Source organism: Mesorhizobium sp. WSM4842 (genome assembly GCF_055901575.1).
Genome location: NZ_CM148372.1, coordinates 521,496 through 547,070 on the forward strand (window position 1 = coordinate 521,496; position 25,575 = coordinate 547,070).

The window sequence follows — 25,575 nt, forward strand, 5'->3', positions numbered from 1 at the left end:
AACCCGGTCCCCACTTTTTTTCGGGATCATGCTTTTTGGTTTACGCATGATCTTGTTCCGAAAACCGGTACCCACTTTTTGGATCATGCGTCAGCCTTCGGCCGGCAGTGTCACGACGAAGCGCGCGCCCTTGATCTCGCCGGGTTTGGTGCCCGGGATGTTCTCGGCGGTCAGCGTGCCGCCATGGGCTTCGACGATCTGCCTGCTGATCGACAGGCCGAGGCCTGAATTCTGGCCGAACGCCTCGCCGGCCGGCCGGTCGGTGTAGAAGCGTTCGAAGATGCGGTCGATGTTGTCGGCCCTTATACCGGGACCATTGTCGTCGACGGTGATGATGTTGACCTTGCCGGCGCGCGCCAGAGATATGGCAATGTGGCCGCGCTCTTCAGGAACGAAGGAGCGGGCATTCTCGATCAGATTGGTGATGACCTGGCCGATCCTCAGATCATGACCGGCGACGAAGTAGCCTTTGACGCCCTGCGGCAGCTTGGCGACCTTGAATTCGATCTCGACCGTCTTCTTGTTGCGCGTCGCCGTGCGCGAAACGTCGACCAGATCCGTGATGAATTTCTTGAGATCCACGGTTCCTGCGTCTTCCCGCGCGAGCTCGGCGTCAAGACGGGAGGCGTCGGAAATGTCGGTGATGAGACGGTCCAGCCGCCTGACGTCGTGCTGGATGATCTCCATCAGCCGGCCGCGCGACGTGTCGTTCTTGGCCAGCGGCAGGGTCTCCACCGCGCTGCGCAGCGAGGTCAGCGGGTTCTTCAATTCGTGCGAGACATCAGCCGCGAAACTTTCGATCGCCTCGATGCGGGCGTAGAGCGCATTGGTCATGTCGCGCACGGCGATCGACAGATTGCCGATCTCGTCCTGCCGGTCGGAGAAGTCCGGGATTTCCTCGCGATTCTTGACGCCGCGCCGCACCCTGACCGCCGCCGCCGACAGCCGGCGCAGCGGGTTGGCGATGGTCGAGGCGAGCAGCATCGACAGGATGGCGGTGACAAGGGCGGCGATGCCGAAGACGCGCAGGATCGCCTTGCGCTCGGCCGCGACGATCTTGTCGATGTCGCCGCCTTCCGTCGACAGCATCAGCACGCCGAGGACGGCGCGGAAGCGCTGGATCGGCACGGCGACCGAAACAATCTGCTCGCCCTGTTCGGAGATCCGCACGATGGTCGACGGGCTGCCGGTAAGCGCCTTGACCACCTCCGGAAATGCAGCGCCATTGCCGCCCGGCTGTTCATGGTAGACCGGCAGCGCGGTGTTGCGGAAGAAGTCGAAGACGAATTTCTGGATACGTTCCAGAAGGTCGGGCTCTTCCTTGTCGGTCGGCGGCAGATCGTAGCGAAGGATCTGGCCGCGCGAATAGAGATGGCGGGAATCGAGCAGCAGATTGGCGTCGCGGTCATAGATGCGGGCGCGCGTCCGTGTCGGCGAAATCAACCGCCTGAGCACCGGCGCGACGCGCTCCGGATTGATCGGAAAATCCAGATTGTCGAGCTGATCGGAGCCGGGCCCCAGGCTTTCGCCGGCCTGCAGTTCCAGCAGCTTTTCCGGATCGATGCTGATCGAATCGGTCTCGACCGTCGCCGATGCCGCGATCGCGCCAGCGATGATCTCGCCCTGGGTCATCAGGCTTTCGACGCGGGCATCGATCAGCCCGTCGCGAAACGTGTTGAGGTAGAGAATGCCGGTGACCAGGACGGCCAGGCCGGCGAGGTTGAGGAAGAGAATGCGTCGCGTCAGGCTGGAAAAGATGTGGTGGCCGAGGAAGCGGCGCATCGGCACCGTGATTCTCGACAGGAATGCCGGCAGAATCCGCGACGGGCGCCGGGCGCCCGTCCGTCTCACTCGCTCTACGTCCACTGCCATCGAATAGCAGCCCCCGCTCAGTTTTTAGTTTTGAGCATGTCGTTGTCCCAAAACCGGGACCACTTTTGGGCGACATGCATCAATTCATGCTTCGCGGAACCGATATCCGACTCCGTAAAGGGTTTCGATCATCTCGAAGTCATCATCGACGGCCTTGAACTTCTTGCGAAGCCGCTTGATGTGACTGTCGATGGTGCGGTCATCGACATAGACCTGCTCATCATAGGCCGAATCCATCAGCGCATCACGGCTTTTTACCACACCGGGGCGCTGAGCCAGAGAATGCAGGATCAGGAATTCGGTGACGGTAAGCGTCACCGGCTCGCCTTTCCAGGTGCAGGTGTGACGCTCCTGGTCCATGACAAGCTGGCCGCGCTCGAGCGAACGGGCCTGCTGGTTGGGCGTCTTGGCCGACGCCTCGCGGGCGCTGGCACGGCGCAGCACGGCGCGAACCCGCTCGACCAGAAGACGCTGCGAGAAGGGTTTACGGATGAAGTCGTCGGCACCCATCTTGAGGCCGAAAAGCTCATCGATCTCGTCGTCCTTGGACGTCAGGAAGATCACCGGCAGGTCGGATTTCTGGCGCATCCGGCGCAGAAGCTCCATGCCGTCCATGCGCGGCATCTTGATGTCGAGGATGGCGAGGTTCGGCGGGCGCGCCGCCAGGCCTTCCAGCGCCGACGCCCCATCCGTGTAGGTTTCGACGCGATATCCCTCCGATTCCAGGGCGATCGACACCGACGTCAGAATGTTGCGGTCGTCGTCGACAAGCGCGATTGTTGCCATTTCAAGTGGCTCCCTCATGAGCTGTCCCTTCTTTGGTCGAGAAGGGGCTTTTGCAGGACAAATTAGGTACAAAATGTGGCACAGGCTTCGTCCGCTGTCACGAGCGGCATGCCGGCGGCCACGATTTCACCTCAACATGGATTGGACTGTTAAAGACCGCCAATCCTGTGGGCAACCACCTGACTTTTTGCACATATAAACGATTTAAACAACTTTCAAAATATTTAAATCGATTAATTATTTGATATCATTTGGCTTTTCTGGTTCTCACCGTTACAGTCTCCTTGTGGGGGCTCCGGAAATTCGCCGGCCAGGATGCTGCAAATCGAAGAAGGAACCCCTCATGTCGGAAGCCGGCAAACGCAATCCCGCATGGGCGATCGATCGGATCGGCCTAACGACTACAGGCGCGGTGCGCTATAATTTCGGGGAGGCCGTCCTTTACGAGGAAGCGGTCCGCCGCGGCGAGGCCCGGCTCACGGCGCATGGCGCGCTCGTCGCCGAGACCGGGCAGCACACCGGCCGCTCGCCCAAGGACAAATTCGTCGTGCGCGACGAGACCACCGGGCCGCATGTATGGTGGGACAACAACAAGGCGATTTCGCCAGCCCAGTTCGACACGCTGCTCGCCGATTTTCGCGCCCATGCGGCGGACAAGGATCTTTATGTGCAGGATCTGGTCGGCGGCGCCGACGAGGACTTGAAGCTGACGACCAGGGTCGTCACGGAGCTTGCCTGGCACTCCTTGTTCATCCGCAATCTGCTCATTCGCCCGGAAGCCGCCGAGCTCGAGCATTTCGTGCCTGACATGACGATCATCGACCTGCCGTCGTTCCGCGCCGATCCTGTCCGCCACGGCACCCGCACCGAAACGGTGATCGCCGTCGATCTCTCTCGCATGATCGTGCTGATCGGCGGCACCTCCTATGCCGGCGAAATGAAGAAGTCGGTGTTCACCGTACTCAACTATCTGTTGCCGGCGAAGGGCGTGATGCCGATGCATTGCTCGGCCAATGAAGGCACCGGCGGAGACGCGGCGATCTTCTTCGGCCTCTCGGGAACCGGCAAGACGACGCTGTCGGCCGATCCGTCGCGCACGCTGGTCGGCGACGACGAGCACGGCTGGGGTCCGCATGGCATCTTCAATTTCGAAGGCGGCTGCTATGCCAAGACGATAAAGCTTTCGGCCGAAGCCGAGCCGGAGATCTTCGCCACCACCCAACGCTTCGGCACGGTGCTGGAGAATGTGGTGCTCGATGCGGGCCGCGTGCCGGATTTCGACGACGGCAGTCTCACTGAAAACACGCGCTGCGCCTATCCGCTCAATTTCATCCCCAACGCCAGCAAGACAGGCCGCGCCGGTCACCCGAAAAACATTATCATGCTGACCGCCGACGCATTCGGCGTGATGCCGCCGATCGCCCGGCTGACTCCGGCGCAGGCGATGTATCATTTCCTCTCCGGCTATACCGCCAAGGTGGCTGGGACAGAAAAGGGCGTCACCGAACCCGAAGCGACGTTTTCGACCTGTTTCGGCGCACCGTTCATGCCGCGCCATCCGTCGGAATACGGCAATCTGCTGCGCGAGCTGATCGCCCATCACGGTGTCGATTGCTGGCTGGTCAACACCGGCTGGACCGGCGGCGCCTATGGCACCGGCAAGCGGATGCCGATCAAGGCGACGCGGGCGCTGCTTGCCGCGGCGCTCGACGGCTCGCTGAAAGGGGCCGATTTCCGCACCGACGCTAATTTTGGTTTCGATGTGCCGGTGGCGGTTGCGGGCGTCGACCGCGCCATTCTCGATCCGAGATCGACCTGGGCCGATACCTCAGCCTATGACCTGCAGGCGGCGAGGCTGGTCGGCATGTTTGCCATCAATTTCGAAAAATTCGAAGCTCATGTCGACGCCATCGTGCTCGGCGCCGCCCCACGCATGCGCGAAGCCGCGGAATAATCGCCGGCTGGATATCTGCACCTCAAGGCCCGACCCCGGGGAACGGCCTTTTCTTTTTTCGTCCGCCGCGCCATGACTGCAGCATGAACGCCGACGACAAGATCATCATCGCCGACGATGCGGTGATCCATCCGGATGACCTGCACGAGGACTTCATCCGCTCGTCCGGCCCTGGCGGCCAGAACGTCAACAAGGTGGCGACAGCGGTGCAATTGCGCTTCGATGCGGCGAATGCGCCGGGCCTGTCGGAGCGCGTCCGCGCGCGAACCATAAAGCTGGCTGGCCAGCGCGCCACCAAGGACGGCGTCATCGTCATCGAGGCCGGAAGCTTCCGCACGCAAGAGCAGAACCGGGCGGACGCCCGGGCGCGGCTTGCGGAACTGGTCGCCAAGGCCGCCGAACCGCCGCCACCGCCGCGCAAAAAGACGAGGCCGTCGAAAGGCGCGGTCGAAAGGCGGCTGAAGACCAAGGCTGGACGCGGCACAATCAAGAAGCTGCGCGGTCGGGTGGACGACGATTAGAGCGACGCGCGTCACAAGTGCGCTCTGACATTTTTGTAACTACCCATCGTGCGAGCGATTCCGGTTTTCGAACCGATCGGTAGGCGCGACATCAATTGCGCGGCTTCCAATTCAAGGTTGTAGGTGGCAAGTTCGGTATCGCCACAGCAAGGAGACCGCAGATGGGCATGTTTGATTTCGTCAAGGGCGTCGGCAAGAAGCTCGGCTTCGGCGACGATGAGCCGGAGCCGACCGCCGATACGCTGAAGAAAGAACTCGATTCGCACGCGCTCGGCACCGACAATGTGGAAGTCGACGTCAAAGGCGATACGGCTGTCCTGAAAGGCGTGGTCAAGGATCAGTCGATCTTCGAAAAGGCCGTCATCGCCGTCGGCAACACGCTCGGCGTGTCCAAGGTGCAGGCGGACGAATTGCAGGTCGCCGCACCCGAGGCCGGCACCCCCGCTGCCCCGGCCAAGGAACCGACCTTCTATACGGTCAAGAAAGGCGACAACCTCTGGAAGATCGCCGAAAAGAGCTACGGCAAGGGCAAGGGTGCGAAGAACACGATCATTTTCGAGGCCAACAAGCCGATACTGACCCACCCGGACAAGATCTATCCGGGGCAGGTCCTGCGTATCCCGGATCTCGATCAGGCCTGACCAGATCGGGCCAGATCGGCAACAGCAATCGACAATGGCGGCTTTCGGGTCGCCGTTTTCATTTGACAGTGGCATTCTGGTTCTTCCAGACCAACGGATCAAGCGACCATGCTCGTCCTGCCCAAAGGCGTCCGCCACATGCCCGGCTATCTGTCCCGCGCGGTGCAGGAAGCGCTGGTCGAGGACGTGAGGCAGGTCGTGCAGGAAGCGCCGCTGTTCGTGCCGGCGATGCCGCGCACCGGCAAGGAGATGAGCGTGCGCATGACCAATTGCGGCTCGCTCGGCTGGGTCACCGACAAGGAGCTCGGCTATCGCTACCAGCCGAAGCACCCGGTGACCGGAACGCCCTGGCCGCCGATCCCCGACATACTGCTGCAGCTGTGGCGGGACGTGTCAGCATATCCGCATCCGCCGGAGGCCTGCCTGGTCAATTTCTATTCGCCGGACGCGAAGATGGGCCTTCATCAAGACCGCGACGAGATCGATTTCTCCGCGCCGGTCGTTTCCGTTTCCCTGGGCGACGATTGCCTGTTCAGGGTCGGCCAGAGCACGCGCGAAGGCGGCACCAAATCGTTCAGGCTGAAAAGCGGCGACGTCGTCGTGCTTGGTGGCGAAGGCCGCCTCTGTTTTCACGGCGTCGACCGCATTTATCCGTCGACCTCGGCGTTGCTTAGGAATGGCGGGCGGATCAATCTGACGCTGCGGCGGGTGACCTATCCCGGCTAGAGCCGTATCGCCGTCTATCTCTTTGTTTAAGCACCGGATTTTTGCAAAACCGGCACCCGCTCTGGGTCACGGTCCAGGCCTGACGCTGCCGGAAAAGATCCAGCGTTCGAGAACGACAAAGTTGACCACGGGAATGAGAATGCAAGTGAGCAGTATCGGAGCTGCGACCGGCAGGCCGAACTGCCCGACGAGGAGCAGCGGAAGAAGATAGGCGATGGCAAGGCCGAATCCAGTCAGCACGGCGAAACGCGGCGCTTCAAATTGATGCGAGCCGGCCGACATGAACGTGAAGAACTTGTGGCCGAGATAGGAGAATATTGCCGCGACCGCATAGGCGGCGACGGAGGCTGTGGCCGGCGGCAGGTATGTTGACCCGGCAATGGCGAAGAGGCTGGCACAAAGCGCGTAGAGCACTGTGGCCGCAAGCCCCACCGAGGCGAATTTGAGAAGCCGGCGCGGAGCAAGTGTTCCGCGCCAGGCGGAAATGTCGGGCCGGCGCAATGCAGGCATATTGATCACCGGCTGCTCCCGACAAATGCTCTGGAATTGGCAATCGAACGATAGCGGGCACTGCCTAAAGCGCCGTTAACCGCTTCGTTACAGCTTCCTGAGCGCCACTTCCTCGACCAGATGATTGGCGCCCTTGCGCAGGATGAGATCGGCGCGGGCTCGCGTCGGCAGGATGTTCTCGCGCAAATTCTTCAGATTGATGTTGGTCCACAGGCCCTCGGCGATGGCGCGGGCCGCTGCCTGCGAAAGTTGCGAATAGCGGTGGAAGAAGGAGTCCGGATTGCGGAAGGCGGTCTCGCGCAGCCGCATGAAGCGGGCGATGTACCATTGATGGATCAGCTCCTCTTCGGCATCGATATAGATGGCGAAGTCGAAGAAATCCGACAGGAAAGGCACGATCTTGCCGTCCTTCGGCAGCTTGCCCGGCTGCAGCACGTTGATGCCTTCGAAGATCAATATATCCGGCCGGTCGATAGTCTGGAACTCGCCGGGAACGACGTCGTAGGTCAGGTGCGAATAAACAGGCGCGCGGACATTGCGCTGCGCCGATTTGATGCCCGACAGGAAACGCAGCAATGCGCCGACATCGTAGCTGTCGGGAAAGCCCTTGCGCTCCATCAGATTGTTGCGGCGCAGGATTTCGTTGGGAAGCAGGAAGCCGTCAGTGGTGATCAGATCGACCTTGGGGCTCGACGGCCAGCGCGCCAGCAATTCCTTGAGCACGCGAGCCGTGGTCGATTTGCCGACCGCGACAGAGCCGGCAATGCCGATGATGAAGGGCGTTTTGACGACATCCATCGCGTTGAAGAAGGCCTGGCGCTGCCTGAACAGAAGCTGGCTCGCCTCGACATGGGCCGACAAAAGCCGCGACAGCGAAAGATAGATGCGCTTGACCTCTTCGAGGTCGACCGGGTCGTTGAGCGAACGCAGGCGACGGACCTCGTCCTCGCCGAGCGTCATCGGCGTGTCGGCGCGGAACTGCGACCATTGCTCCGCCGAGAAAAAACGAAAGGGCGAATATTTCTCGGTGGGGGCGAGCTGGTCCATCGAGTTTCCTACCCTTCGCAGCGATCAGCCCCGGTCCTGCCGAGACGCCTTTTCGGCGATGCCCGAACGACCGGTGCGGCGTTCGAGTTCGGTCAGGACATCGGCAAGCGGAATGCCGGCGACGCCAAGAACGACAAGCCAATGATAGATGAGATCGGCGCTTTCCGAAACGAGAGCCTGTCTGTCACCGCCAACGGCCGCGATCACCGTTTCGACCGCCTCTTCGCCGAGCTTCTGCGCCGCCTTGTCGATGCCGCGCGCGAACAGCTTTGCCGTCCACGAATCCGGATCGCCGGAATGCGCGCGTTCCCTGATGATTGTCTCCAGCTCGGAGAGCGAAAACTCAACCATAGCGCCATCTATCTGCTTGTTTAAGCATGATCTTTCCCGACAACCGGCTCCCGCTTTGCTTTAGAGCCGATCACCTAGGGTGTCCAGCCGCATCGGCAGGCCGGCGCGGGCCATATGCGCCTTGGCTTCGGCAATGCTGTAGGTGCCGAAATGGAAGATCGATGCCGCCAGCACCGCGCCGGCATGGCCGTCGCGAATGCCCTCGACCATGTGATCGAGCGTGCCGACGCCGCCGGAGGCGATGACCGGCGCACGCACGGCGTCGGCTACCGCGCGGGTGAGCGCGATGTCGTAGCCGGCCTTGGTGCCATCGCGATCCATCGACGTCAGCAGGATCTCGCCGGCGCCGCGATCGACCATCTGCTGAGCGAATTCGACCGCGTCGATGCCGGTCTTCTCGCGGCCGCCATGGGTGAAAATCTCCCAGCGGGCGGGCTCGCCTTCGGCCGACACTTTCTTGGCGTCGATGGCGACGACGATGCACTGATTGCCGAACTTATCGGCCGCCTCGGCGACGAAATCGGGATTCTTCACCGCCGCCGTGTTGATCGACACCTTGTCGGCGCCGGCCAAAAGCAGCTTTCTTATGTCGGCGACTTGTCGCACGCCGCCGCCGACGGTCAGCGGCATAAAACATTGTTCGGCGGTGCGGGCGACGATGTCGAAGATGGTTTCGCGATTTTCGGACGAGGCGGTGATGTCGAGGAAGCAGAGCTCGTCAGCGCCGGCGGCGTCATAGGCCTTGGCCGCCTCGACCGGATCGCCGGCATCGACCAGGTCGACGAAGTTGACGCCCTTGACGACGCGGCCGTTCTTGACGTCGAGACAGGGGATGACACGGGCTTTCAGCATCAGATCCTCCCAAGCGCGGCAAGAAAATCGCCAAGCAATTGCCCGACGACAGGCGGAACCTCGCCCTTGGCGTCAAAGGCAGGATCGTAGGCAGACAGGGTGACGCCGACTATCGGGATCGATTTGGCCAGCCCGCAAACCAGTTGCCGCAGTTCCTCCGGATTTGGACCTCCCGGCCGTGCATAGCGGTTCACCTGCAGCACATCCGGATCGTGAACGTCCAGATCCAGATGCAAATGGACTTGGGCCGCGCCGGCCGCCTTGAGCCTTCCGACATTGTCGAGTGCATCGGTCCATTGGGCGCGAATGATCGGCAACGTCTCTAGAAGCCGCCTTTCATCGGGATCGAGGTCGCGCGCATCGACCAGCATGCACCGCGACGGGTCGATCGCCTGGAAGCCGGGAATCGCTGACGTCATCGGGCGCCAGCAGAGCCCCAGCGTCGTCGCCAGCGCCATGCCGTCGAGAAAGCCGTAGGCGGACGTCTCGGGCGTGTTGAGATCGCCATGCTGATCGATCCAGATGATCGAATCCGCGGTATCGCCAGCCACCGCACCGGCGGCGGTCAGGCAATTTCCGGCGAGCACGATGGGAAAACGCTCATCGTCGCGCGCCATGTCGACCTTGGTGGCGACTGCCCGACAGACCGCGAAACCTGTCGCGATTTCGCGCTTCTGGGCATCGCCGACCTCGCCGATGTCCTCGACGATGACATCATGGCCGCGCAAGGCAAGTTCATCGACAAGCCCGCCGGCAATGATGGCGTCAGGGCCCTGGCCAAAGCCGGCGTGGTAAAGGCCGCTGTCATAGGGTGCGAGGATAATCGAGAGTTTCATCGCGCCCTCGCCTTCTCCGATCCTGCCGCCAGGATGGCCAGTGCCTCGGCCGGATCGATACGCCCGTCATATAGCGCGCGGCCGGAGATGGCGCCTTCGAGTTTTTGCGCATCGGGCATGGTCATGCGCACGATGTCGGCGATCGAGGCGAGCCCCCCGGAGGCTATGACCGGGATCGAAACCGCTTCGGCGAGATCGATGGTGGCATCCCAGTTTATGCCGGTCAGCACACCGTCGCGGTCGATGTCGGTGTAGATGATGGCGGCGACGCCGGCGCCCTCGAACTTCCTTGCCAGTTCGATGACGCCGAGGCTCGAGGCCTCGGCCCAGCCCTCGACCGCTACCTTGCCGCCCTTGGCGTCGATGCCGACGGCGATCCTGCCCGGGAACGCCTTGCAGGCCTGCCTGACCAGATCCGGATCGCGCACCGCCACCGTGCCGAGAATGATGCGGGCCAGCCCGCGATCGAGCCAGTCCTCGACCTGCGCCAGGGTGCGGATGCCGCCGCCGAGCTGCACCGGGGTTTTTGTCGCTTTGAGGATGGCGCCGACCGCCGCGCTGTTGACGCTCTGGCCCTTGAAGGCGCCGTTGAGGTCGACGACATGCAGCCATTCAAAGCCCTGTTGCTCGAAAGCCCTGGCCTGGGCGGCCGGGTCGTCATTGTAAATCGTCGCGGTCGCCATATCGCCCTGCTTCAGGCGCACGCACTTGCCGTCCTTGAGGTCGATGGCCGGGAACAGGATCACCGTTCAGGCGCCTTCAACAATGACGAAGTGACCGGTCGAGGCGGCAAGCCTGTACTTCAATGCCTCCCGGTATTCAGGCGACTCGTAGCATTCTATCGCCCTGTCGTAGGACTCGAACTCCACCAGGACGTGGCGGTTGCCTGTCGCCCCTTCCGGGTTCGCGTAACGCCCCGCACGCACGGGAAACTTCGCACCATATTTCGCAAACGCCGCCGCGTTCGCCTCGATATATTGCTTGTAGCCCTCGGGATCGCGGACATCGATCATCGCCATCCAGTAGCCTTTCTTGCTCATTATCCTAGGGCCTCCAGCGCAGGAAATTGGTGATCAGCGCCAGGCCAAGCGCCTGGCTCTTTTCGGGATGAAACTGCGTGCCGGCGAGATTGTCGCTGACAACAGCGGCCGTCACCGGACCGCCATAATCGGCAATCGCGAGCACGTCGTCGGCTTTCCTGGCGTCGAGATGATAGGAGTGGACGAAATAGGCGTGCAATCCCTTGGTGCCGGTCGGAATGCCGGAAAACAGCGGATGCTTGCGCGTGAGCTCGATCGTGTTCCAGCCGATCTGCGGTATCTTTAGCGCCGAATCGGCCGGGGTGATCTCCTTGACGTCGCCGGCGACCCAGCCAAAACCTTCTGTAACAGTCTTTTCCAGGCCCCGCTCCGACATCAGCTGCATGCCGACGCAGATGCCGAGGAACGGCCGCCCCTTGACGGTCGCGACCTCCTCGACCGCTTCCCACATGCCGGCCACAGCGCGCAGCCCGGCCGCGCAATCGGCATAGGCGCCGACGCCGGGCAGGACGACGCGGTCGGCGGTCCTAACACGCTCGGCGTCGGCGGTCAGGTCGATCGCGGCGGCTATACCGGCTTCATGCGCGGCGCGCTCGAAGGCTTTGGTGGCCGAGCGCAGGTTGCCCGAGCCGTAGTCGATGATCGCGACCCGCATATCAGGGTCTTCCCGGAGCGTGGTTCAGCCCCAGCGCGATGCCCATCTGCGCTGGCCGGGCATGGGCTGGATCCGGGATGATGCGTTGCGCGGGCGCTTGCTCATCCGAATGCGTTTCGGTTTCCAGCACATAGCGCGTATCGGCATCGTCGATCCTATCGGCCGCGATAACTCCCCATTCATGCCAGCCACGACGGCGCAACGCGGCAATCCGCAAGGCCTGACCTTCCAGACCGACGTAGAGCGATACAAGCAGCGACAGCAGCGGGCCGGCGAGCCCAAAGTTCAATCCTTCAGCAAGCATCGAAAGGAGAGCCATGGCGACAAACGCCAGTGCTGCCTCGATCCACAACCGGTGCCAGAGCAGCCACAGCGGCGGCACGAGGAAGCCGAGCCAGGAAAACCCATCACGGACAAAGGCCGTTGTGTCAGGCTTTTCGCCGCGGCCCGGCGGTTCCATCACGACGTAGATCGCCATCGCCTATCCCTTCAGAGATCCCTTGGTGGAAGGAACCGCGTCCGGCTGGCGCGGGTCGCTTTCAAGCGCGATGCGCAGCGCACGCGCCACCGCCTTGAAGCAGGTCTCGGCGATGTGGTGATTGTTGGCGCCGTAGTGGTTGGTGACATGCAGCGTGATGCCGGCATTCTGCGCCAGGGCCTGGAAGAATTCGCGCACCAGTTCGGTGTCGAACGTGCCGATCTTCGGCGACGAGAACGCAACGTTCCAGACAAGGAAAGGACGGCCGGAGACGTCGATCGCCGCGCGCGTCAGCGTCTCGTCCATGGCGAGATCGACCGAGGCATAGCGCATGATGCCGCGCCGCTCGCCCAACGCCTTGGCCAGCGCCTGGCCGAGCGCGATGCCGGTGTCCTCGACCGTGTGGTGGTCGTCTATGTGCAGATCACCCTTGGCCTTGACCGTCATGTCGATCAGCGAATGGCGCGACAGTTGGTCCAGCATGTGGTCGAAGAAGCCGACGCCCGTCGAAATATCGGATTTTCCCGAGCCGTCGACCTGGACCGATACGGAGATGTCGGTTTCCCCAGTCTTGCGGCTGGCGTTGGCGGAACGGGGCGGCATGACCTCATCCTTGTCCAGAGTTCAGGCGTTCCAAGCGTCCACATGCTTGAAAACGAGAGCCTTCTAGCAGCATGATCCGGCGATTGCCAGTTGCCATGCCAAGGGATATCGAGCCTGGCGGATGGCCGGTTGGCAATCATCGGACCTATGCATACATATGGTCGATCAAGTCACTCGTAACGCGCCAATCGCCTTTTCGGGACCGGTGCTGATCGGAGCAGAATATGTCGAATGAACTGACCATGCACGCCACGACGATCTTGACCGTGCGCAGGGGCGGCAAGGTGGTGATCGCCGGTGATGGCCAGGTCAGCCTTGGCCAGACGATCATGAAAGGCAACGCCAAGAAGGTGCGCCGCATTGGCAAAAGCGGCAATGTCATTGCCGGTTTCGCCGGCGCCACCGCTGATGCCTTCACGCTTCTGGAGCGGCTCGAGGCTAAGCTCGAACAATATCCGGAGCAATTGACGCGGGCCTGTGTCGAACTCGCCAAGGACTGGCGCACGGACCGCTATCTGCGCCGGCTGGAAGCGATGATGCTGGTTGCCGACAAGTCGGTCTCACTGGCGCTGACCGGCACCGGCGACGTGCTCGAACCCGAACATGGCGTGATGGCGATCGGTTCGGGCGGCAACTACGCGCTGGCCGCGGCGCGCGCGCTGATGGACTCCGACAAGGATGCCGAAGAAATCGCCCGCAAGGCGATGCAGATCGCATCCGACATTTGCGTCTACACCAACAACAACTTTGTCATCGAAACCCTCGATGCCGGCTGAGCCGATCGCTGGCCATGATCCCGAAAAGTGGAAACCGGTTTTTGCTTCGCTGACCTTCGGTTCGGAGAAGATCATGGCCAAACAAGAAAATAGATATGACTTTCGGCCGGTGACGGAGGCGGACCTGCCAATGATCGCGGCATGGCTGGCCGAGCCGCATGTCGCGGAGTGGTGGGACGATCCCGAGACGGAGATCGCCCAGATCCGCGAACACATCGACAGCATTTCCGTTGAGCCGCTGATCATCGAGCTCGACGGCGAGCCGATCGGGTACATGCAGAGCTACGACCCGCATCTGGAGGACGGCCATCCCTACAGCGACCAGCCGTTCGGTACGCTCGGCATCGATCTGTCGATCGGCAGGCCTGAGCTTATCGGACGCGGCCACGGCTCGGCGATTGTCCGGCAGTTCGTGGAACAGCTGTTCGCGGAAGGGGTGCCGCGTGTCATCATCGACCCGGATCCATCCAACGGACGAGCGATCCGTGCCTATGAAAAGGCCGGTTTCAGAGCTATCGATCGAAGGCAATCGGAATATGGCGACGCCGTACTGATGGCAATCGATGCCGAAGAGGGCGATGTAAAAGAGGGTGACGCCGAATAGGGCGACGCCGAAGAGGGGCAGTAACAACATGAGCACAACCGGCGCCGACAAGACCGTCTCGGCCTATGAAGACAGTTGGCGGATGGGGCTTCTGCTCGTCCTCGGCCTGATCATATTCCAGGCCGGAGCCCTTTACGGCATGGGCCGAACGCCGATCTGCACATGCGGCTATGTCAAGCTGTGGCACGGCATCGTGCAGAGTTCGGAGAATTCCCAGCATATTTCCGACTGGTACACATTCTCGCACCTCATCCACGGCTTCCTGTTCTATGCGCTGGCCTGGTTTCTGTTCCCGCGCTCGCCGATCGGGCTCAGGCTGGCATTTGCGGTCGTCATAGAGGGCGGCTGGGAACTTCTCGAGAACAGCCCTTTGATCATCGAGCGCTACCGCGCCGGCACGATCTCGCTCGACTATTACGGCGACAGCATCATCAATTCGGTGGCGGACACGCTGGCGATGGTGCTGGGATTTGTGATGGCGCGCAGGCTTCCTATATGGGTGATCGTGACCCTGTCCGTCATCTTCGAATTCGGTGTTGGCTACATCATCCGGGACAATCTGACACTCAACGTGATCATGCTGCTGCATCCGTTCGAGTCCATCCGGCAGTGGCAAAGTGGAATTTAGGAATATGAGCACATTTTCGCCCCGCGAGATCGTTTCGGAACTCGATCGCTTCATCATCGGCCAGAAGGACGCCAAGCGCGCCGTGGCCATCGCCTTGCGCAACCGCTGGCGCCGCCAGCAGCTCGAAGGCCAGATGCGTGAAGAGGTGATGCCGAAGAACATCCTGATGATCGGCCCGACCGGCGTCGGCAAGACCGAGATCTCGCGCCGCCTGGCACGCCTTGCCGGTGCGCCGTTCGTCAAGGTCGAGGCGACCAAATTCACCGAGGTCGGCTATGTCGGCCGCGACGTCGAGCAGATCATCCGCGACCTGGTCGAGATCGCTATCGGGTTGGTGCGCGAGAAAATGCGCGAGGATGTCAAGGCGCGGGCCCATATCAATGCCGAGGAACGTGTGCTGGAAGCGCTCGTCGGCAAGACGGCGAGCCCGGCCACGCGCGACAGTTTCCGCAAGAAGCTGCGCGACGGCGAGCTCGACGACAAGGAGATCGAGATCGAGGTGAGCGATACCGGCACTGGCGGCATGCCCGGCTTCGAGATCCCGGGCATGCCGGGCGCCAATATCGGCGTGTTGAACATCAACGACATGCTGTCGAAAGCGATGGGCGGCCAGAAGACCAAGACGCGCAAGACGACGGTGAAGGAATCCTACGCAGTGCTGGTCGGCGACGAGTCCGACAAGCTGCTCGACCAGGACGAGGTGGTGCGCAGGGCGCTCGAATCGACCGAAAACGACGGCATCGTCTTCCTCGACGAGATTGACAAGATCGCCTCGCGCGAAGGCGGCATGGGTGCCGGTGTTTCCCGCGAAGGCGTGCAGCGCGACTTGCTGCCGCTTGTCGAAGGCACTACGGTCGCGACCAAATACGGGCCGGTGAAGACGGACCACATCCTGTTCATCGCATCGGGTGCGTTCCACGTTGCCAAGCCGTCCGACCTGCTGCCCGAACTGCAGGGCCGTCTGCCGATCCGCGTCGAGCTGCGTGCGCTGGAGAAGGACGATTTCGTCCGCATCCTGACCGAGACCGAGGCCAGCCTGATCAAGCAGTACATCGCGCTGATGAAGACCGAGGGCGTCGATCTCGTTTTCACCGACGACGCCATCGATTCGCTGGCCGGCATCGCCGTCGATCTCAACGCCAGCGTCGAGAACATCGGCGCCAGGCGGCTTCAGACGGTGATGGAGCGGGTGCTGGACGAGATCTCCTATGACGCGCCGGACCGCCATGGCACGGCGGTGACCATCGACGCCGCCTATGTGCAAAAGCATGTCGGCGACCTGTCCAGAAACACGGATTTGTCGCGTTTCATCCTGTAGCAGGCGATCCATCCTACAAGAAATGGGCCGGGCGAGCCGGCAAGTTCTGAAACGTGTGGCCAAATGGAAGCATCCGGCCAGCTTTTGTCTTGCCAGGCGCAAGGGCTCTCGACTCCCCATCCAGCTTTACCTAGTTTGCCCGGCAACTACAGCGCCGCGCATCAGTTGGGCGTGCAAGGGGCGTTATTCAGTTGGTTTTGCGCATGACCCCGAAAATCGATTCCGGGGGTTATGCGCTGTTGCAGGCGGCGCGCATGAAAAAACTGATCCTCGTCATTCTCGGGCTGACGCTGGCGACAGCCATGTTCGCCGCCGAAGCGGCGACGATGGTGCCGCCGGGCAACAGTCATGCCGAGCAGCCCAACATACCGGGCGCCTCAAACCGGCGCACCCAGGCCACCAACACCACCTTCCAGGCAAAATACAGCAAGGTCTATGCGCTGCTGCAGCACGACGCCGGTCTTCGCGGCAAGATCAGCCAAGCGGCGGCGACCTATGGCATCGACCCGATGCATATCGTCGGCGCCATCGTCGGCGAGCACACCTACAATGTCGACGCCTATGACCGGCTGCAGACCTACTACGTCAAGGCGATCTCCTATCTGTCGAGCAAGCTGTCCTTCGCCTATGAAGGCGAGGACATCACCGATTTCGTGCAGCGGCCGCAATTCCAGGAATGCGCCGGCAAAACGGATAGTTACACGCTCTGGGAATGCCGCGAGCAGGTGTGGAACCAGTCCTTTCGCGGCAAGACTGTCGGCGGCGAGATCTTCCCCGACGACCGCTTCGGCGCCACCTTCTTCCAGCCCTATTATGCCGGCCAAACCTTCGGCCTTGGTCAGCTCAATCCGCTGACCGCGTTGCAGATGAGCGATCTCGTGCACCAGGTTTCCGGCCTGCCGAAGCTCGACGTCGGCGATCCGAACGCGGTCTACAAAACCATCATGGATCCGGACCTGACACTGGATTATGTCGCAGCGACGATCCGGAAATCGATCGATGCCTACCAGAGCATTGCCGGCTTCGACATATCGGGCAATCCCGGCATCACATCGACACTCTACAATGTCGGCAATCCGGAACAGCGCGCCCATGCGCTGAAGGCCGAGAACGACAGGCGCCGCGACGCGGGCGAACCGGAGAAGCTGCCCGAGGAAAATTACTATGGCTGGCTGGTCAACGACAAATTGCCGGAGCTGAAGGCGTTGTTTTAGTGGTGAAATCCGACTCTTGGTGCCTGACGACCACAGCCGCCCTGGGGTTGAGCTGCTGTTGGCGAGAGCCGATACGAGAGCGCAAATGCAAGTGGACGACGCACTCGGCCAAAGAGCCTATTGCCCTTGATGCAATCCCTTGCATCCGCGCACCCCAGGCGCGTGGCGATGGCTGGGATCGTCAGGCTCGGGTCAAGGAGCAGGCGTTTGCTTCGCGCATTCGGAATTCGAGCACATAGCGGGCCGGCGATATCCCGAGGACAAGTGAAAAACGTTCTGCGAAGGTGGACCGCGACATGGCCGCAGTTCTCGCCAGTCGGGCCAGAGACCAGCTTTCCCCCGGCCTCGTATGGATGCCGAGCAGGGCGGGGCCAAGTCCTCGATCGCGCAGCGCAGCGAGCCAGCCTCGGCGATGGTCATCGCTATCCCCAGCCCAATCGCGAACAATGATGCTGATGGCTGCATCGGCCACACGGGCCATTATCGTGGCCGAGCCTACGCTTTCTTCCGTCATCTCCGCCGCCATTACCTCCAGCAGCATGCCGAGTGACCGGGTACGGTTCGGTCCCTCGCGAAGCACAAGTTTTGCGGGCATGGACCCAATCAGTCGATCGGCCAGCGGTTCCTCGAAATCCACGGTGCAGCAGAAAATGAGGGATCGGGCACCCCGCCGCCGGTGTTGAGGGAATAGCTTGTGTCGGATATCTGTCTTGGGCCCAGGAGCGCGAGATCGGTCACCGCACCGTCAGGGTCGTCGGCGATGACATGTTTGGTGCCATGCGGAAGGAGCACGACGTCGCCCTTGTCCAGCCGCTCCGGTTCAGACCCCTCGACAAGCACCCAACAGGTGCCTTCGGCCACGAAATGGAAGCGAATTCCTTTTTGGAATTGCAGGCCGATGCCCCAAGGCCGCGTTACCTCGGCCCGGCAGTAACTCGCCTCCGCTGGCCTGAGGTCACGCAGGGATTGTCCGAGAAGATGGACAGGATCGGCAGAATTGGATGATCGAGCATACATCTCGGACGCAATATCATTGCTCGTCCGGCATTCCACAATAGGCTTCTTCCCTGCTACCAATAGTTTCGTGGCAACGTGGCAACATTGAGGGAGATGTCGGTGCTTTTTCCAAAGCTCGTGGGGGCGATAGCCGCAGTTATTATCCTGCCGTCTCAGACTTACGCGCTGGAGAATACATACCTGCCCGTTGAGAAGGTGCCGTATTATGAGGAAATGCCTGGCCAGCCCCACCGACTGGGTCCCTTATGGGGCAAGCGCGATGTGGGTCCGGCCGGAACGCTGCTGAAAGTCCCCGGGGGATGGCAAGCACCCATACATGCACATACGGCAGACTATCAGGGCGTTGTCATCGAGGGCACCTGGAGCCACTAGGTGCCCGAAACGGGCGAGGGCAAAGGCATCGAACTGCGGCCCGGATCATATTGGACCCAGAAGGCAGACCAGATGCATGCCGATGCCTGCATGTCCGAAAAGCAGTGCGTGATCCTTCTTATCAACACCGAGTCTTATTCCACTTTTTTCAAGAGCCGGTAGCTGGGCAACAACTATGCAGTGTGACCTGGACGGGCAGAGGCCCAATGGCTACCAAGCGTCGGGTTGTCACCACTAGAACGACAAGCGTTCCGCCAGTTCCGGAACCCGCACCGGCTCATGCCGCCAGCAGCGACTTCAGCTTGATCGTTTGCGAACCGAGCGCCTCAGGCGCCGGCTTTGCCCTTCTTGCGATCAGCATCTCGGCCAGCCTTATGTCGCGGGCGACCGCGTTGCCCGGGCCGATGCCGCTCGCTGCGACGAGCCTGCCGTCCTGCGCCAAATGGAACAGGATGAAGGCGCCGTCGTCGAGATCGCGACGCACGACCTTGCTGCCCTCGTCCGAGAGCCCAGATATCTGCAAGGTCAAGCCGTACTGATCCGACCAGAACCATGGCACCGCCGCGTAGGCCTCACCGGCGCCGAGCATGTTCCTGGCCGCAAGCGCGCCCTGCTCCTGCGCGTTGCGCCAGGCTTCCAGCCGCACGCGCCGGCCGCCATAGACGGCAACCGGAAACGAGCAGCAATCGCCGGCGGCGAAGATGTCCGGATCGCTGGTGCGAAGCGCGGCATCGACAGCTATGCCGTTATCGATCGTCAGCCCCGCCTCCGCGGCAAGTCCGGTCACCGGCACGGCGCCGATGCCTATCACCGCCAGATCGGCGACGATGTCCTGCCCGCCGGCAAGCGCGATGCGCACCTGGGCGCCGTCGTCGGCGATCGCAGCGATCCCGTCGCCGCACAGGATTTTGACGCCTTCGGCTTCATGCGCCTCGTGGATGATTTTGGCGATCTCGGCCGGCACGCCGCGAGTCAGGATGCGCGGCTGCGCCTCAATGATAGTGACCGTGGCCCCCAGCCTGCGTGCCGCGGCGGCAAGCTCGAGGCCAATGAAGCCGCCGCCAACGATGGCAATGCGGTTTCCGGCGCTGAGATGAGCGCGAATGGCCAGCGCGTCGTTGAAGGTCCGGAGATAGACACAGCGCGCGCCAAGCCCCGGCATCGGCAACTTGCGCGGCACCGATCCGGTTGCCAGCAAGAGCTTGTCGTATGGCAGGATCGAGCCGTCCGACAGGCGCACGCCATGCGCCGCGCGGTCGATCGCGACCGCCTGAACCGAATGGATATGCCGGATCGATCTCTCGGCCAGGATCTCATCGCTGGCGATCGCTTTGATCACGGGCACATCGCTGGCCATCGCGTCTTTCGACAGCGGCGGCCGCTCATAGGGCAGATGCGGTTCGTCCCCGACAAGCGTCACCGGCCCGTCATAGAAGAGATCGCGCAGCGCCAAGGCAGCCCGCCCGCCGCATTCGCCGGCACCGATGATCACCATCCCCTTCGTCATCACCGTCACCCGATCTGAATGAGGATTTTGCCGGCGTCGAGCTTGACCGGATATGTCCTGAGATTGACGCAGACCGGCGCGCCCCTGGCCGCCCCGGTCTTGTAGCTGAAACGGCCATTGTGCTTCGGGCATTCGATGATGTCGTCCATCACCAGCCCGTCGGCCAGATGCACCTTCTCATGCGTGCAAAGACCGTCCGTTGCGAAATATTCGTCGTCGGGGCTGCGATAGATGGCGAAGGTGCGGCCGCCATGGTCGAACCGCATCACGTCCTCTTCGTCGATGTCTTCGGCGTCACAGGCCTCGACCCAGTCGCTCATTGGTCCTCCCGGCAGAATTTTGCTTGGTCAACTTGCCCGGTACGGGCGCATCTCATTCCGCTGCTGCCGCGACAGCATCGTTATCGTTGTGGAATTCCTCACGATAGGGCTTCGCGGTCGGCGGCAGCGCGCGCTTGAGGAAATAGTCCTCATTCCGCAGCTGGCGCAGAAAGGCAGGTATCATCTCGCGATAGCCGGCCAGGATCGACGGCGTCGGCGCCGGCAGATCGTGCTTGATCAGCTCATGCAGCCTCGGCAGCGCATGATAAGGCACCATCGGAAACATGTGATGCTCGACATGGTAGTTCATGTTCCAGTAGATGAAGCGGCTGATCGGGTTCATGTAGACGGTGCGGCTGTTGAGGCGGTGGTCGATGACATTTTCGGCGAGGCCGCCATGCTGCAGCAGGCCAGTCATGACGTGATGCCAGGCGCCGTAAAGCCGGGGCAGCCCGACCAGCATCAAGGGCAGGAACGAGCCACTATAAAGTGCCAGCGCGATGGTCGCGGCATAGACCGCGGTCCAGATGCGGGCAATGCGGATCGCCTTCGGCTGCTCCTGCTCGGGAATGAAGGTCTTTTCCGCCGGGCTGATGATGCCGGCCGCATTGCGAACCATGTCGCTCATGGCATGCCAGGCATCGACAATGCCGAAGAAATTGAGCACGACGCGCAACAGGTCCGGTGGGCGCATCACCGCGATTTCCGGATCGCGGCCGACGATGATCGTATCGGTGTGATGCCGCGTATGGCTCCAGCGCCAGGTCACCGGATTGCGCATGATCATGAAGCAGGCGATCTGATAGATCGCATCATTCATCCACTGCGTCCTGAACGCGGTGCCGTGACCGCATTCGTGCCAGCGTGAATCGGTAGAAGAGCCGTAGAGGACGCCATAGACGAAGAAGAACGGCACGCACCACCATGTGCCCCAGAACCAGGCGCCGCCCGCGCCGCTCAGGATCAGGGCGCCGAGCCAGATGGTGGTGTCGCGGATCGCTGGCCCGTCGGAGCGCTGCATCAGCTCCTTCATCTGCTTGCGGGGCACGTCGGTGTGATACCACTCGGCCGCGGCCAGCCCGGTCTCGACGGCAAGCTTCGCGTCGCGGCCGAGCAGGCTGTAGTCTCGCCGAGACGGTGCTGCGTCCATCGTTGCGTCCATCGGAGTGCCTCCACCAGCGTCCTGCGATCCGCCCCGGCCAATGACCGGGCCGCGGTCGTAAGCATCGTAGGCTAGAAATAACGCCAAGCCATGATAGGCTCAATGTCACAAAGATAGTTTCTATCATTTCCCATCAGAATGATGTAAACTTTGGCAAGCGGAGAGACGGCCATGGCAAAACGGCCGACCATCACCGATCTGGCGCGCGCCTCCGGCGTCAGCGTCGCCACCGTCGACCGGGTGCTAAACAATCGCCTGCCGGTGCGCGAGGAAACCGCACGCCGTGTCTATGAGGCTGCAACCGATATCGGCTATCACGCCGCCGGACTGATCAAGCAGCGGATGCGCCAGGAACTGCCGGAATATCGGCTCGGCTTCCTGCTGCTGAGGGGCAATGATGTCTTCTACAGCGATTTCGCGCGGGAGCTCGAACTGGCGGTGTCGCAATCGCAGCGCTTCCGCGGCGTCGCAACCATCGACTTCGCCAGTTCGCTGGCGCCCGACGAGATCGCTGCCCAGATGCGCAAGCTGGCGGCGAAATCCAGGGCCGTCGCCCTTGTCGGTCCGGACCATCCGACGCTGACGGCAGCCGTCGAGACCCTGAAGGCAAGGGGGCAACCCGTCTTTTCCCTGCTATCCGACTTTGCCGCCGGCATCCGCGAAGGCTATGTCGGCCTCGACAACCGCAAGGTCGGCCGCACCGCGGCCTGGATGATCGCCAGGGCGGCGAGGAAACCCGGCAAGGTCGCCCTTTTTGTCGGCAGCCATCGCTTCCATGGCCATGAGCTACGCGAGATCGGCTTCAGATCATTCTTCCGCGAGCATGCGCCGGAATTCACGGTGCTGGAGACGCTGGTCAATCTGGAGGCCAACCAGGTGACCCATGATGCGATGATCGATCTTCTGGCGCGGTACCCGGATCTTGCCGGCTGCTACGTCGCCGGCGGCGGCATGGAAGGCGCGGTCTCGGCGCTCAGGGCAGCGAGGCCCGTAAATATGCCGGTGGTCGTCTGCAACGAGATCAACGCCGAGTCGCGCGCGGCGCTCGCCGACAACATCCTGACCATGGTGATTTCGACGCCGCTGGCAGCACTATGCCGCGAGCTTGTCGGGCTGATGGCGCATGCCATCGAGGCAGGCGCTGCCAATGCGCCGGGCCAGACCTTCCTGCCCTTCGATATCTATCTACCGGAAAACATCTAGGTTCGGGCAAAACGTCTGGGCTCAGACAGGGATCCAGGTTCAGATCGGGCACCACGATGCGTCGGCAATGATGTGAACCATCAACCTGATGGATTCTTGCAGAAGATTTGCCGGCCCTCAGCCGCGTTATCCGAAAATCCGGCATCCGCTTTCGGAATCTCCTTGACGCCCGCACGCAGAATGGAATAAATATTTCACCAGATAGGTATTTTGGTTCTTTCGTTCCGGAACATCTGTTTCAACGGAGGGCTTGGCGCTCCAGTCAACGCGGAAATCGCCATCAGGAACGGAGATGGCAATCGGGAGAGATTCCCCGGAAGATCGGGGATTCCGGGTAGATCGGTGCAGCCGGACACCAATTCTGTGGAGGAGAAATAAAATGAAGAAACTGCTTTTGGGCGTCGTGTTTTCGGCGCTGATGAGTTCGTCCGCCCTCGCGGCCAAGATCGGCGTGTCGATGGCGCTGTTCGACGATAATTTCCTCACCGTGCTGCGCAACGGCATGATCGAGCAGGCCAAGGGCATGGACGGCGTGGAGCTGCAGGTCGAGGACGCGCAGAACGACGTCGCCAAGCAGCTCGACCAGATCAAGAACTTCGTCGCCTCGGGCGTTGACGCGATCATCGTCAATCCGGTCGACACCTCGGCCACCCAGGCGATGTCGGACGCCGCGGCTGCGGCCAAGGTTCCGTTGGTCTACGTTAACCGCGAGCCGGTCAATGTCGACACGCTGCCGGACAACCAGGCTTTCGTCGCCTCGAACGAGGTTGAGTCAGGCACTCTCGAGACCCAGGAGGTCTGCCGCCTGTTCAAAGAGGCCGGTAAGACCGAGGCCAATGTCTACGTGATCATGGGCGAGCTGTCGAACCAGGCCGCGGTGCAGCGCACCAAGGACATTGACGACGTGATCGCCACTCCGGAATGCAGCTTCATCAAGATCATCGACAAGCAGACGTCGAACTGGAAACGCGAGGAAGCGCAGAATCTGATGACCAACTGGCTGTCGACCGGCACGCCGTTCGATGGTGTGATCGCCAACAATGACGAAAGCGCCATCGGTGCCATCCAGGCCATGAAGGCTGCCAACATTGACATGAAGTCGGTTGTCGTCGGCGGCGTGGACGCCACCCAGGACGCGCTTGCCGCTATGCAGGCGGGCGATCTCGACGTGACCGTGTTCCAGGATGCGGCCGGTCAAGGTGCCGGGGCGCTGGACGCAGCGCTCAAGCTTTCCAAGGGCGAGGCGGTTGAACAGAAGGTCTACATCCCGTTCCAGCTGGTCACGCCGGCAAACATCGACAAGTTCCTGCAGAAGAACTGAGGCAGAGGACCGTTTTTCGATAGGGAGCGGCGCGTCAGAGCATCGGACCGGTTTTTAGGAAATCCGATGTTCGAAACAAGAGCATCGGGAAATCCGATGCTCAAAACAAAGGGACGGCGCCGCTCCTTTTTCTCTCATCGCCGTAGACAGGCGGGAGGGCGACTGCTGACGGAGGAAGCAAGATTTGGCACAGACAACCCATGGCGTCGGCGGACTGAGCTATGATGCGAAGAAGCGCACATGGCCTGCCGAATTCAACGTTTTCCTGGCGCTCATCATCCTGGTCGGCGCCTTCGAGCTGATCGGCCGCGTCTTTCTTGGCGACAGCTTCCTGTTCAACACCCGCGCCAACGTCGATACGATCTTCAACGAAGCGCGCCTGCAGATCATCATCCTGCAGGTGTCGATCGTCGGCATCATCGCCATCGGCGTGACGCAGGTGATCATTTCCGGCGGCATCGACCTTTCTTCGGGTTCGATCGTCGGCGCCACGGCGATGATTGCCATGAGTTTCGCCCAGGTGGCGACGGTCAACGGCAACCCTAACCCCAAGGCGATGTTCATCGAGCAGGGCTGGACTGACCTGCCGGTGATCGTTCCGGTGCTCGTCGCGATCGGCTGCGGCCTGCTGGCGGGCTTGATCAACGGCTCGCTGATCGCCTACACGCGCATTCCGCCGTTCATCGCCACGCTCGGCATGATGGTCACCGCGCGCGGCGTCGCCAAATGGTGGTCCAAGGGGCAGCCGATCTCGTTTCCCACCGAAAGTTTCGCCGCAATCGGCAAGGGGCTGATGCCGGTCATCATCTTCATATCGCTGGCGATTCTGTTCCAGCTGATCCTGTCATACACCAGGTACGGCAAGCACTGTTATGCCATCGGCTCCAACGAGGACGCCGCCCGCATGTCCGGCATAAATGTCCAGAACCACAAGATCCTCGTCTTCGTCATTGCCGGCATCCTCGCCTCGCTCGCCGCCGTGGTGCTGAGTTCCAAGAACCTCACCGCTCAGGCCGGCATGGGCGTAATGTACGAACTGGACGCGATCGCCATGGCAGTCATCGGCGGCGTCTCGCTGTCGGGCGGCCGCGGCTCGATCATCGGTACGGTGATCGGTGCGCTGATCTTCGGCGTCATCATCTCCGGCTTCACCTTCCTGCGCCTCGACGCCTACTACCAGGAGATGGTCAAGGGCGTGATCATCATCGGCGCAGTCGTTCTCGACCAGTGGCGCCAGCGCCTGCGGGCAATGAGGGCTTGA

31 protein-coding genes are annotated in these 25,575 nt (G+C 61.8%); 14 read left to right on the forward strand and 17 right to left on the reverse strand.

The window, feature by feature from the left end; all coding sequences use genetic code 11:
* Window positions 1-90: 90 nt before the first annotated feature.
* Window positions 91-1,872 carry a sensor histidine kinase gene (locus AC0NIE_RS02370; protein ID WP_095493999.1) on the reverse strand — a complete coding sequence of 594 codons (1,782 nt, stop codon included), beginning with the start codon at window positions 1,870-1,872 and terminating at the stop codon, window positions 91-93.
* Window positions 1,873-1,956: 84 nt separating this feature from the next.
* On the reverse strand, window positions 1,957-2,658 hold the full coding sequence (locus tag AC0NIE_RS02375; protein WP_023796909.1) for a response regulator transcription factor: 702 nt from the start codon (window positions 2,656-2,658) through the stop codon (window positions 1,957-1,959).
* Between the two features lie 343 nt (window positions 2,659-3,001).
* On the opposite strand from AC0NIE_RS02375, the gene AC0NIE_RS02380 reads away from it, so the two are divergent.
* From AC0NIE_RS02380 to AC0NIE_RS02395, 4 genes are all read left to right on the forward strand, one after another.
* On the forward strand, window positions 3,002-4,612 hold the full coding sequence (locus AC0NIE_RS02380) for a phosphoenolpyruvate carboxykinase (RefSeq protein WP_473484459.1): 1,611 nt from the start codon (window positions 3,002-3,004) through the stop codon (window positions 4,610-4,612).
* An 83-nt stretch (window positions 4,613-4,695) separates the two neighbouring features.
* Window positions 4,696-5,133: an alternative ribosome rescue aminoacyl-tRNA hydrolase ArfB gene (arfB, locus tag AC0NIE_RS02385; RefSeq protein WP_473484461.1), complete on the forward strand. Its 438-nt coding sequence runs from the start codon at window positions 4,696-4,698 to the stop codon at window positions 5,131-5,133.
* A gap of 161 nt (window positions 5,134-5,294) precedes the next feature.
* Window positions 5,295-5,774 (forward strand): peptidoglycan-binding protein LysM, encoded by a 480-nt coding sequence (lysM, locus tag AC0NIE_RS02390; RefSeq protein ID WP_473484463.1) that lies wholly within the window; start codon window positions 5,295-5,297, stop codon window positions 5,772-5,774.
* A 108-nt stretch (window positions 5,775-5,882) separates the two neighbouring features.
* Entirely contained in the window at window positions 5,883-6,500 is a 618-nt protein-coding gene (locus tag AC0NIE_RS02395; RefSeq protein WP_473484465.1) for an alpha-ketoglutarate-dependent dioxygenase AlkB, read from the forward strand.
* Window positions 6,501-6,566: 66 nt separating this feature from the next.
* Here the strand turns inward: AC0NIE_RS02395 and AC0NIE_RS02400 are convergent, their stop codons facing one another.
* From AC0NIE_RS02400 to hisB, 10 genes are all read right to left on the reverse strand, one after another.
* Complete coding sequence (locus AC0NIE_RS02400) at window positions 6,567-7,010, reverse strand: GtrA family protein (RefSeq protein ID WP_473484558.1); 444 nt, start codon at window positions 7,008-7,010, stop codon at window positions 6,567-6,569.
* An 87-nt stretch (window positions 7,011-7,097) separates the two neighbouring features.
* Window positions 7,098-8,057 (reverse strand): type I pantothenate kinase, encoded by a 960-nt coding sequence (gene coaA, locus AC0NIE_RS02405; protein WP_258120878.1) that lies wholly within the window; start codon window positions 8,055-8,057, stop codon window positions 7,098-7,100.
* Window positions 8,058-8,081: 24 nt separating this feature from the next.
* On the reverse strand, window positions 8,082-8,408 hold the full coding sequence (locus AC0NIE_RS02410; RefSeq protein WP_473484467.1) for a phosphoribosyl-ATP diphosphatase: 327 nt from the start codon (window positions 8,406-8,408) through the stop codon (window positions 8,082-8,084).
* A gap of 60 nt (window positions 8,409-8,468) precedes the next feature.
* Window positions 8,469-9,263, reverse strand: a complete 795-nt coding sequence (hisF, locus tag AC0NIE_RS02415) for an imidazole glycerol phosphate synthase subunit HisF (RefSeq protein ID WP_473484560.1) — start codon at window positions 9,261-9,263, stop codon at window positions 8,469-8,471.
* Window positions 9,260-10,096 (reverse strand): arginase family protein, encoded by an 837-nt coding sequence (locus tag AC0NIE_RS02420; protein WP_473484469.1) that lies wholly within the window; start codon window positions 10,094-10,096, stop codon window positions 9,260-9,262. The genes hisF and AC0NIE_RS02420 overlap by 4 nt, the downstream gene beginning before the upstream one ends.
* Window positions 10,093-10,842, reverse strand: a complete 750-nt coding sequence (hisA, locus tag AC0NIE_RS02425) for a 1-(5-phosphoribosyl)-5-[(5-phosphoribosylamino)methylideneamino]imidazole-4-carboxamide isomerase (RefSeq protein ID WP_473484471.1) — start codon at window positions 10,840-10,842, stop codon at window positions 10,093-10,095. The genes AC0NIE_RS02420 and hisA overlap by 4 nt, the downstream gene beginning before the upstream one ends.
* A 3-nt stretch (window positions 10,843-10,845) precedes the next feature.
* Complete coding sequence (locus tag AC0NIE_RS02430; RefSeq protein WP_473484473.1) at window positions 10,846-11,136, reverse strand: DUF1330 domain-containing protein; 291 nt, start codon at window positions 11,134-11,136, stop codon at window positions 10,846-10,848.
* A gap of 4 nt (window positions 11,137-11,140) precedes the next feature.
* On the reverse strand, window positions 11,141-11,791 hold the full coding sequence (hisH, locus tag AC0NIE_RS02435) for an imidazole glycerol phosphate synthase subunit HisH (RefSeq protein WP_473484475.1): 651 nt from the start codon (window positions 11,789-11,791) through the stop codon (window positions 11,141-11,143).
* Between the two features lies 1 nt (window position 11,792).
* Window positions 11,793-12,269: a DUF2628 domain-containing protein gene (locus tag AC0NIE_RS02440; protein WP_473484477.1), complete on the reverse strand. Its 477-nt coding sequence runs from the start codon at window positions 12,267-12,269 to the stop codon at window positions 11,793-11,795.
* Window positions 12,270-12,272: 3 nt separating this feature from the next.
* Window positions 12,273-12,872, reverse strand: a complete 600-nt coding sequence (hisB, locus tag AC0NIE_RS02445; protein ID WP_292210932.1) for an imidazoleglycerol-phosphate dehydratase HisB — start codon at window positions 12,870-12,872, stop codon at window positions 12,273-12,275.
* Window positions 12,873-13,096: 224 nt separating this feature from the next.
* Between hisB and hslV the strand changes: the two genes are divergently transcribed.
* From hslV to AC0NIE_RS02470, 5 genes are all read left to right on the forward strand, one after another.
* Window positions 13,097-13,648 carry an ATP-dependent protease subunit HslV gene (hslV, locus tag AC0NIE_RS02450; RefSeq protein ID WP_192357920.1) on the forward strand — a complete coding sequence of 184 codons (552 nt, stop codon included), beginning with the start codon at window positions 13,097-13,099 and terminating at the stop codon, window positions 13,646-13,648.
* 73 nt (window positions 13,649-13,721) lie between these two features.
* On the forward strand, window positions 13,722-14,252 hold the full coding sequence (locus tag AC0NIE_RS02455) for a GNAT family N-acetyltransferase (RefSeq protein ID WP_473484479.1): 531 nt from the start codon (window positions 13,722-13,724) through the stop codon (window positions 14,250-14,252).
* A 28-nt stretch (window positions 14,253-14,280) separates the two neighbouring features.
* Window positions 14,281-14,880, forward strand: coding sequence for a DUF2585 domain-containing protein (locus AC0NIE_RS02460; RefSeq protein WP_473484481.1), 600 nt, complete (start codon window positions 14,281-14,283; stop codon window positions 14,878-14,880).
* A 4-nt stretch (window positions 14,881-14,884) separates the two neighbouring features.
* Window positions 14,885-16,198, forward strand: a complete 1,314-nt coding sequence (gene hslU / locus AC0NIE_RS02465; protein WP_292179811.1) for an ATP-dependent protease ATPase subunit HslU — start codon at window positions 14,885-14,887, stop codon at window positions 16,196-16,198.
* 254 nt (window positions 16,199-16,452) lie between these two features.
* A complete protein-coding gene (locus AC0NIE_RS02470) occupies window positions 16,453-17,412 on the forward strand; it encodes a DUF1402 family protein (RefSeq protein WP_473484563.1) in 960 nt (319 codons plus the stop codon).
* Between the two features lie 181 nt (window positions 17,413-17,593).
* On the opposite strand, the gene AC0NIE_RS02475 is transcribed toward AC0NIE_RS02470, so the two are convergent.
* Both AC0NIE_RS02475 and AC0NIE_RS02480 read right to left on the reverse strand, forming a co-directional pair.
* A complete protein-coding gene (locus AC0NIE_RS02475; RefSeq protein ID WP_473484484.1) occupies window positions 17,594-18,049 on the reverse strand; it encodes a cupin domain-containing protein in 456 nt (151 codons plus the stop codon).
* Window positions 18,016-18,429, reverse strand: coding sequence for a cupin domain-containing protein (locus AC0NIE_RS02480; protein WP_473484487.1), 414 nt, complete (start codon window positions 18,427-18,429; stop codon window positions 18,016-18,018). Before AC0NIE_RS02480 ends, AC0NIE_RS02475 begins: the two co-directional genes overlap by 34 nt.
* A 213-nt stretch (window positions 18,430-18,642) precedes the next feature.
* Between AC0NIE_RS02480 and AC0NIE_RS02485 the strand changes: the two genes are divergently transcribed.
* The gene (locus tag AC0NIE_RS02485; RefSeq protein ID WP_473484566.1) at window positions 18,643-18,801 is read left to right on the forward strand and encodes a DUF4437 domain-containing protein; all 159 of its coding nucleotides are present in this window, start codon (window positions 18,643-18,645) and stop codon (window positions 18,799-18,801) included.
* The gene (locus AC0NIE_RS02490; protein ID WP_473484490.1) at window positions 18,802-18,963 is read left to right on the forward strand and encodes a hypothetical protein; all 162 of its coding nucleotides are present in this window, start codon (window positions 18,802-18,804) and stop codon (window positions 18,961-18,963) included.
* A 115-nt stretch (window positions 18,964-19,078) separates the two neighbouring features.
* Here the strand turns inward: AC0NIE_RS02490 and AC0NIE_RS02495 are convergent, their stop codons facing one another.
* The 3 genes from AC0NIE_RS02495 to AC0NIE_RS02505 are packed head-to-tail and all read right to left on the reverse strand — an operon-like array spanning window position 19,079 to window position 21,790.
* Window positions 19,079-20,308 carry an NAD(P)/FAD-dependent oxidoreductase gene (locus tag AC0NIE_RS02495; protein ID WP_473484492.1) on the reverse strand — a complete coding sequence of 410 codons (1,230 nt, stop codon included), beginning with the start codon at window positions 20,306-20,308 and terminating at the stop codon, window positions 19,079-19,081.
* A 5-nt stretch (window positions 20,309-20,313) separates the two neighbouring features.
* A complete protein-coding gene (locus AC0NIE_RS02500) occupies window positions 20,314-20,628 on the reverse strand; it encodes a Rieske (2Fe-2S) protein (RefSeq protein WP_292210939.1) in 315 nt (104 codons plus the stop codon).
* 52 nt (window positions 20,629-20,680) lie between these two features.
* Window positions 20,681-21,790: a fatty acid desaturase family protein gene (locus AC0NIE_RS02505; RefSeq protein ID WP_473484495.1), complete on the reverse strand. Its 1,110-nt coding sequence runs from the start codon at window positions 21,788-21,790 to the stop codon at window positions 20,681-20,683.
* A gap of 171 nt (window positions 21,791-21,961) precedes the next feature.
* Here AC0NIE_RS02505 and AC0NIE_RS02510 point away from each other — a divergent pair, with 171 nt between their 5' ends.
* The 3 genes from AC0NIE_RS02510 (at window position 21,962) to AC0NIE_RS02520 (ending at window position 25,575) form a co-directional block, all read left to right on the forward strand.
* Complete coding sequence (locus AC0NIE_RS02510; RefSeq protein WP_473484498.1) at window positions 21,962-22,993, forward strand: LacI family DNA-binding transcriptional regulator; 1,032 nt, start codon at window positions 21,962-21,964, stop codon at window positions 22,991-22,993.
* A gap of 379 nt (window positions 22,994-23,372) precedes the next feature.
* A complete protein-coding gene (locus AC0NIE_RS02515; RefSeq protein WP_473484500.1) occupies window positions 23,373-24,314 on the forward strand; it encodes a sugar ABC transporter substrate-binding protein in 942 nt (313 codons plus the stop codon).
* A gap of 184 nt (window positions 24,315-24,498) precedes the next feature.
* Window positions 24,499-25,575 (forward strand): ABC transporter permease, encoded by a 1,077-nt coding sequence (locus AC0NIE_RS02520; RefSeq protein ID WP_123146217.1) that lies wholly within the window; start codon window positions 24,499-24,501, stop codon window positions 25,573-25,575.

Coding starts and splice junctions, on each gene's coding strand:
- AC0NIE_RS02370 (WP_095493999.1), bottom strand. CDS start 1,872: ATGGCAGTGGACGTAGAGCGAGTGAGACGGACGGGCGCCCGGCGCCCG.
- AC0NIE_RS02375 (WP_023796909.1), bottom strand. CDS start 2,658: ATGGCAACAATCGCGCTTGTCGACGACGACCGCAACATTCTGACGTCG.
- AC0NIE_RS02380 (WP_473484459.1), top strand. CDS start 3,002: ATGTCGGAAGCCGGCAAACGCAATCCCGCATGGGCGATCGATCGGATC.
- arfB (WP_473484461.1), top strand. CDS start 4,696: ATGAACGCCGACGACAAGATCATCATCGCCGACGATGCGGTGATCCAT.
- lysM (WP_473484463.1), top strand. CDS start 5,295: ATGGGCATGTTTGATTTCGTCAAGGGCGTCGGCAAGAAGCTCGGCTTC.
- AC0NIE_RS02395 (WP_473484465.1), top strand. CDS start 5,883: ATGCTCGTCCTGCCCAAAGGCGTCCGCCACATGCCCGGCTATCTGTCC.
- AC0NIE_RS02400 (WP_473484558.1), bottom strand. CDS start 7,010: ATGCCTGCATTGCGCCGGCCCGACATTTCCGCCTGGCGCGGAACACTT.
- coaA (WP_258120878.1), bottom strand. CDS start 8,057: ATGGACCAGCTCGCCCCCACCGAGAAATATTCGCCCTTTCGTTTTTTC.
- AC0NIE_RS02410 (WP_473484467.1), bottom strand. CDS start 8,408: ATGGTTGAGTTTTCGCTCTCCGAGCTGGAGACAATCATCAGGGAACGC.
- AC0NIE_RS02420 (WP_473484469.1), bottom strand. CDS start 10,096: ATGAAACTCTCGATTATCCTCGCACCCTATGACAGCGGCCTTTACCAC.
- AC0NIE_RS02430 (WP_473484473.1), bottom strand. CDS start 11,136: ATGAGCAAGAAAGGCTACTGGATGGCGATGATCGATGTCCGCGATCCC.
- hisH (WP_473484475.1), bottom strand. CDS start 11,791: ATGCGGGTCGCGATCATCGACTACGGCTCGGGCAACCTGCGCTCGGCC.
- AC0NIE_RS02440 (WP_473484477.1), bottom strand. CDS start 12,269: ATGGCGATCTACGTCGTGATGGAACCGCCGGGCCGCGGCGAAAAGCCT.
- hisB (WP_292210932.1), bottom strand. CDS start 12,872: ATGCCGCCCCGTTCCGCCAACGCCAGCCGCAAGACTGGGGAAACCGAC.
- hslV (WP_192357920.1), top strand. CDS start 13,097: ATGTCGAATGAACTGACCATGCACGCCACGACGATCTTGACCGTGCGC.
- AC0NIE_RS02455 (WP_473484479.1), top strand. CDS start 13,722: ATGGCCAAACAAGAAAATAGATATGACTTTCGGCCGGTGACGGAGGCG.
- AC0NIE_RS02460 (WP_473484481.1), top strand. CDS start 14,281: ATGAGCACAACCGGCGCCGACAAGACCGTCTCGGCCTATGAAGACAGT.
- hslU (WP_292179811.1), top strand. CDS start 14,885: ATGAGCACATTTTCGCCCCGCGAGATCGTTTCGGAACTCGATCGCTTC.
- AC0NIE_RS02470 (WP_473484563.1), top strand. CDS start 16,453: ATGAAAAAACTGATCCTCGTCATTCTCGGGCTGACGCTGGCGACAGCC.
- AC0NIE_RS02480 (WP_473484487.1), bottom strand. CDS start 18,429: ATGTATGCTCGATCATCCAATTCTGCCGATCCTGTCCATCTTCTCGGA.
- AC0NIE_RS02485 (WP_473484566.1), top strand. CDS start 18,643: ATGCCTGGCCAGCCCCACCGACTGGGTCCCTTATGGGGCAAGCGCGAT.
- AC0NIE_RS02495 (WP_473484492.1), bottom strand. CDS start 20,308: ATGACGAAGGGGATGGTGATCATCGGTGCCGGCGAATGCGGCGGGCGG.
- AC0NIE_RS02500 (WP_292210939.1), bottom strand. CDS start 20,628: ATGAGCGACTGGGTCGAGGCCTGTGACGCCGAAGACATCGACGAAGAG.
- AC0NIE_RS02505 (WP_473484495.1), bottom strand. CDS start 21,790: ATGGACGCAACGATGGACGCAGCACCGTCTCGGCGAGACTACAGCCTG.
- AC0NIE_RS02510 (WP_473484498.1), top strand. CDS start 21,962: ATGGCAAAACGGCCGACCATCACCGATCTGGCGCGCGCCTCCGGCGTC.
- AC0NIE_RS02515 (WP_473484500.1), top strand. CDS start 23,373: ATGAAGAAACTGCTTTTGGGCGTCGTGTTTTCGGCGCTGATGAGTTCG.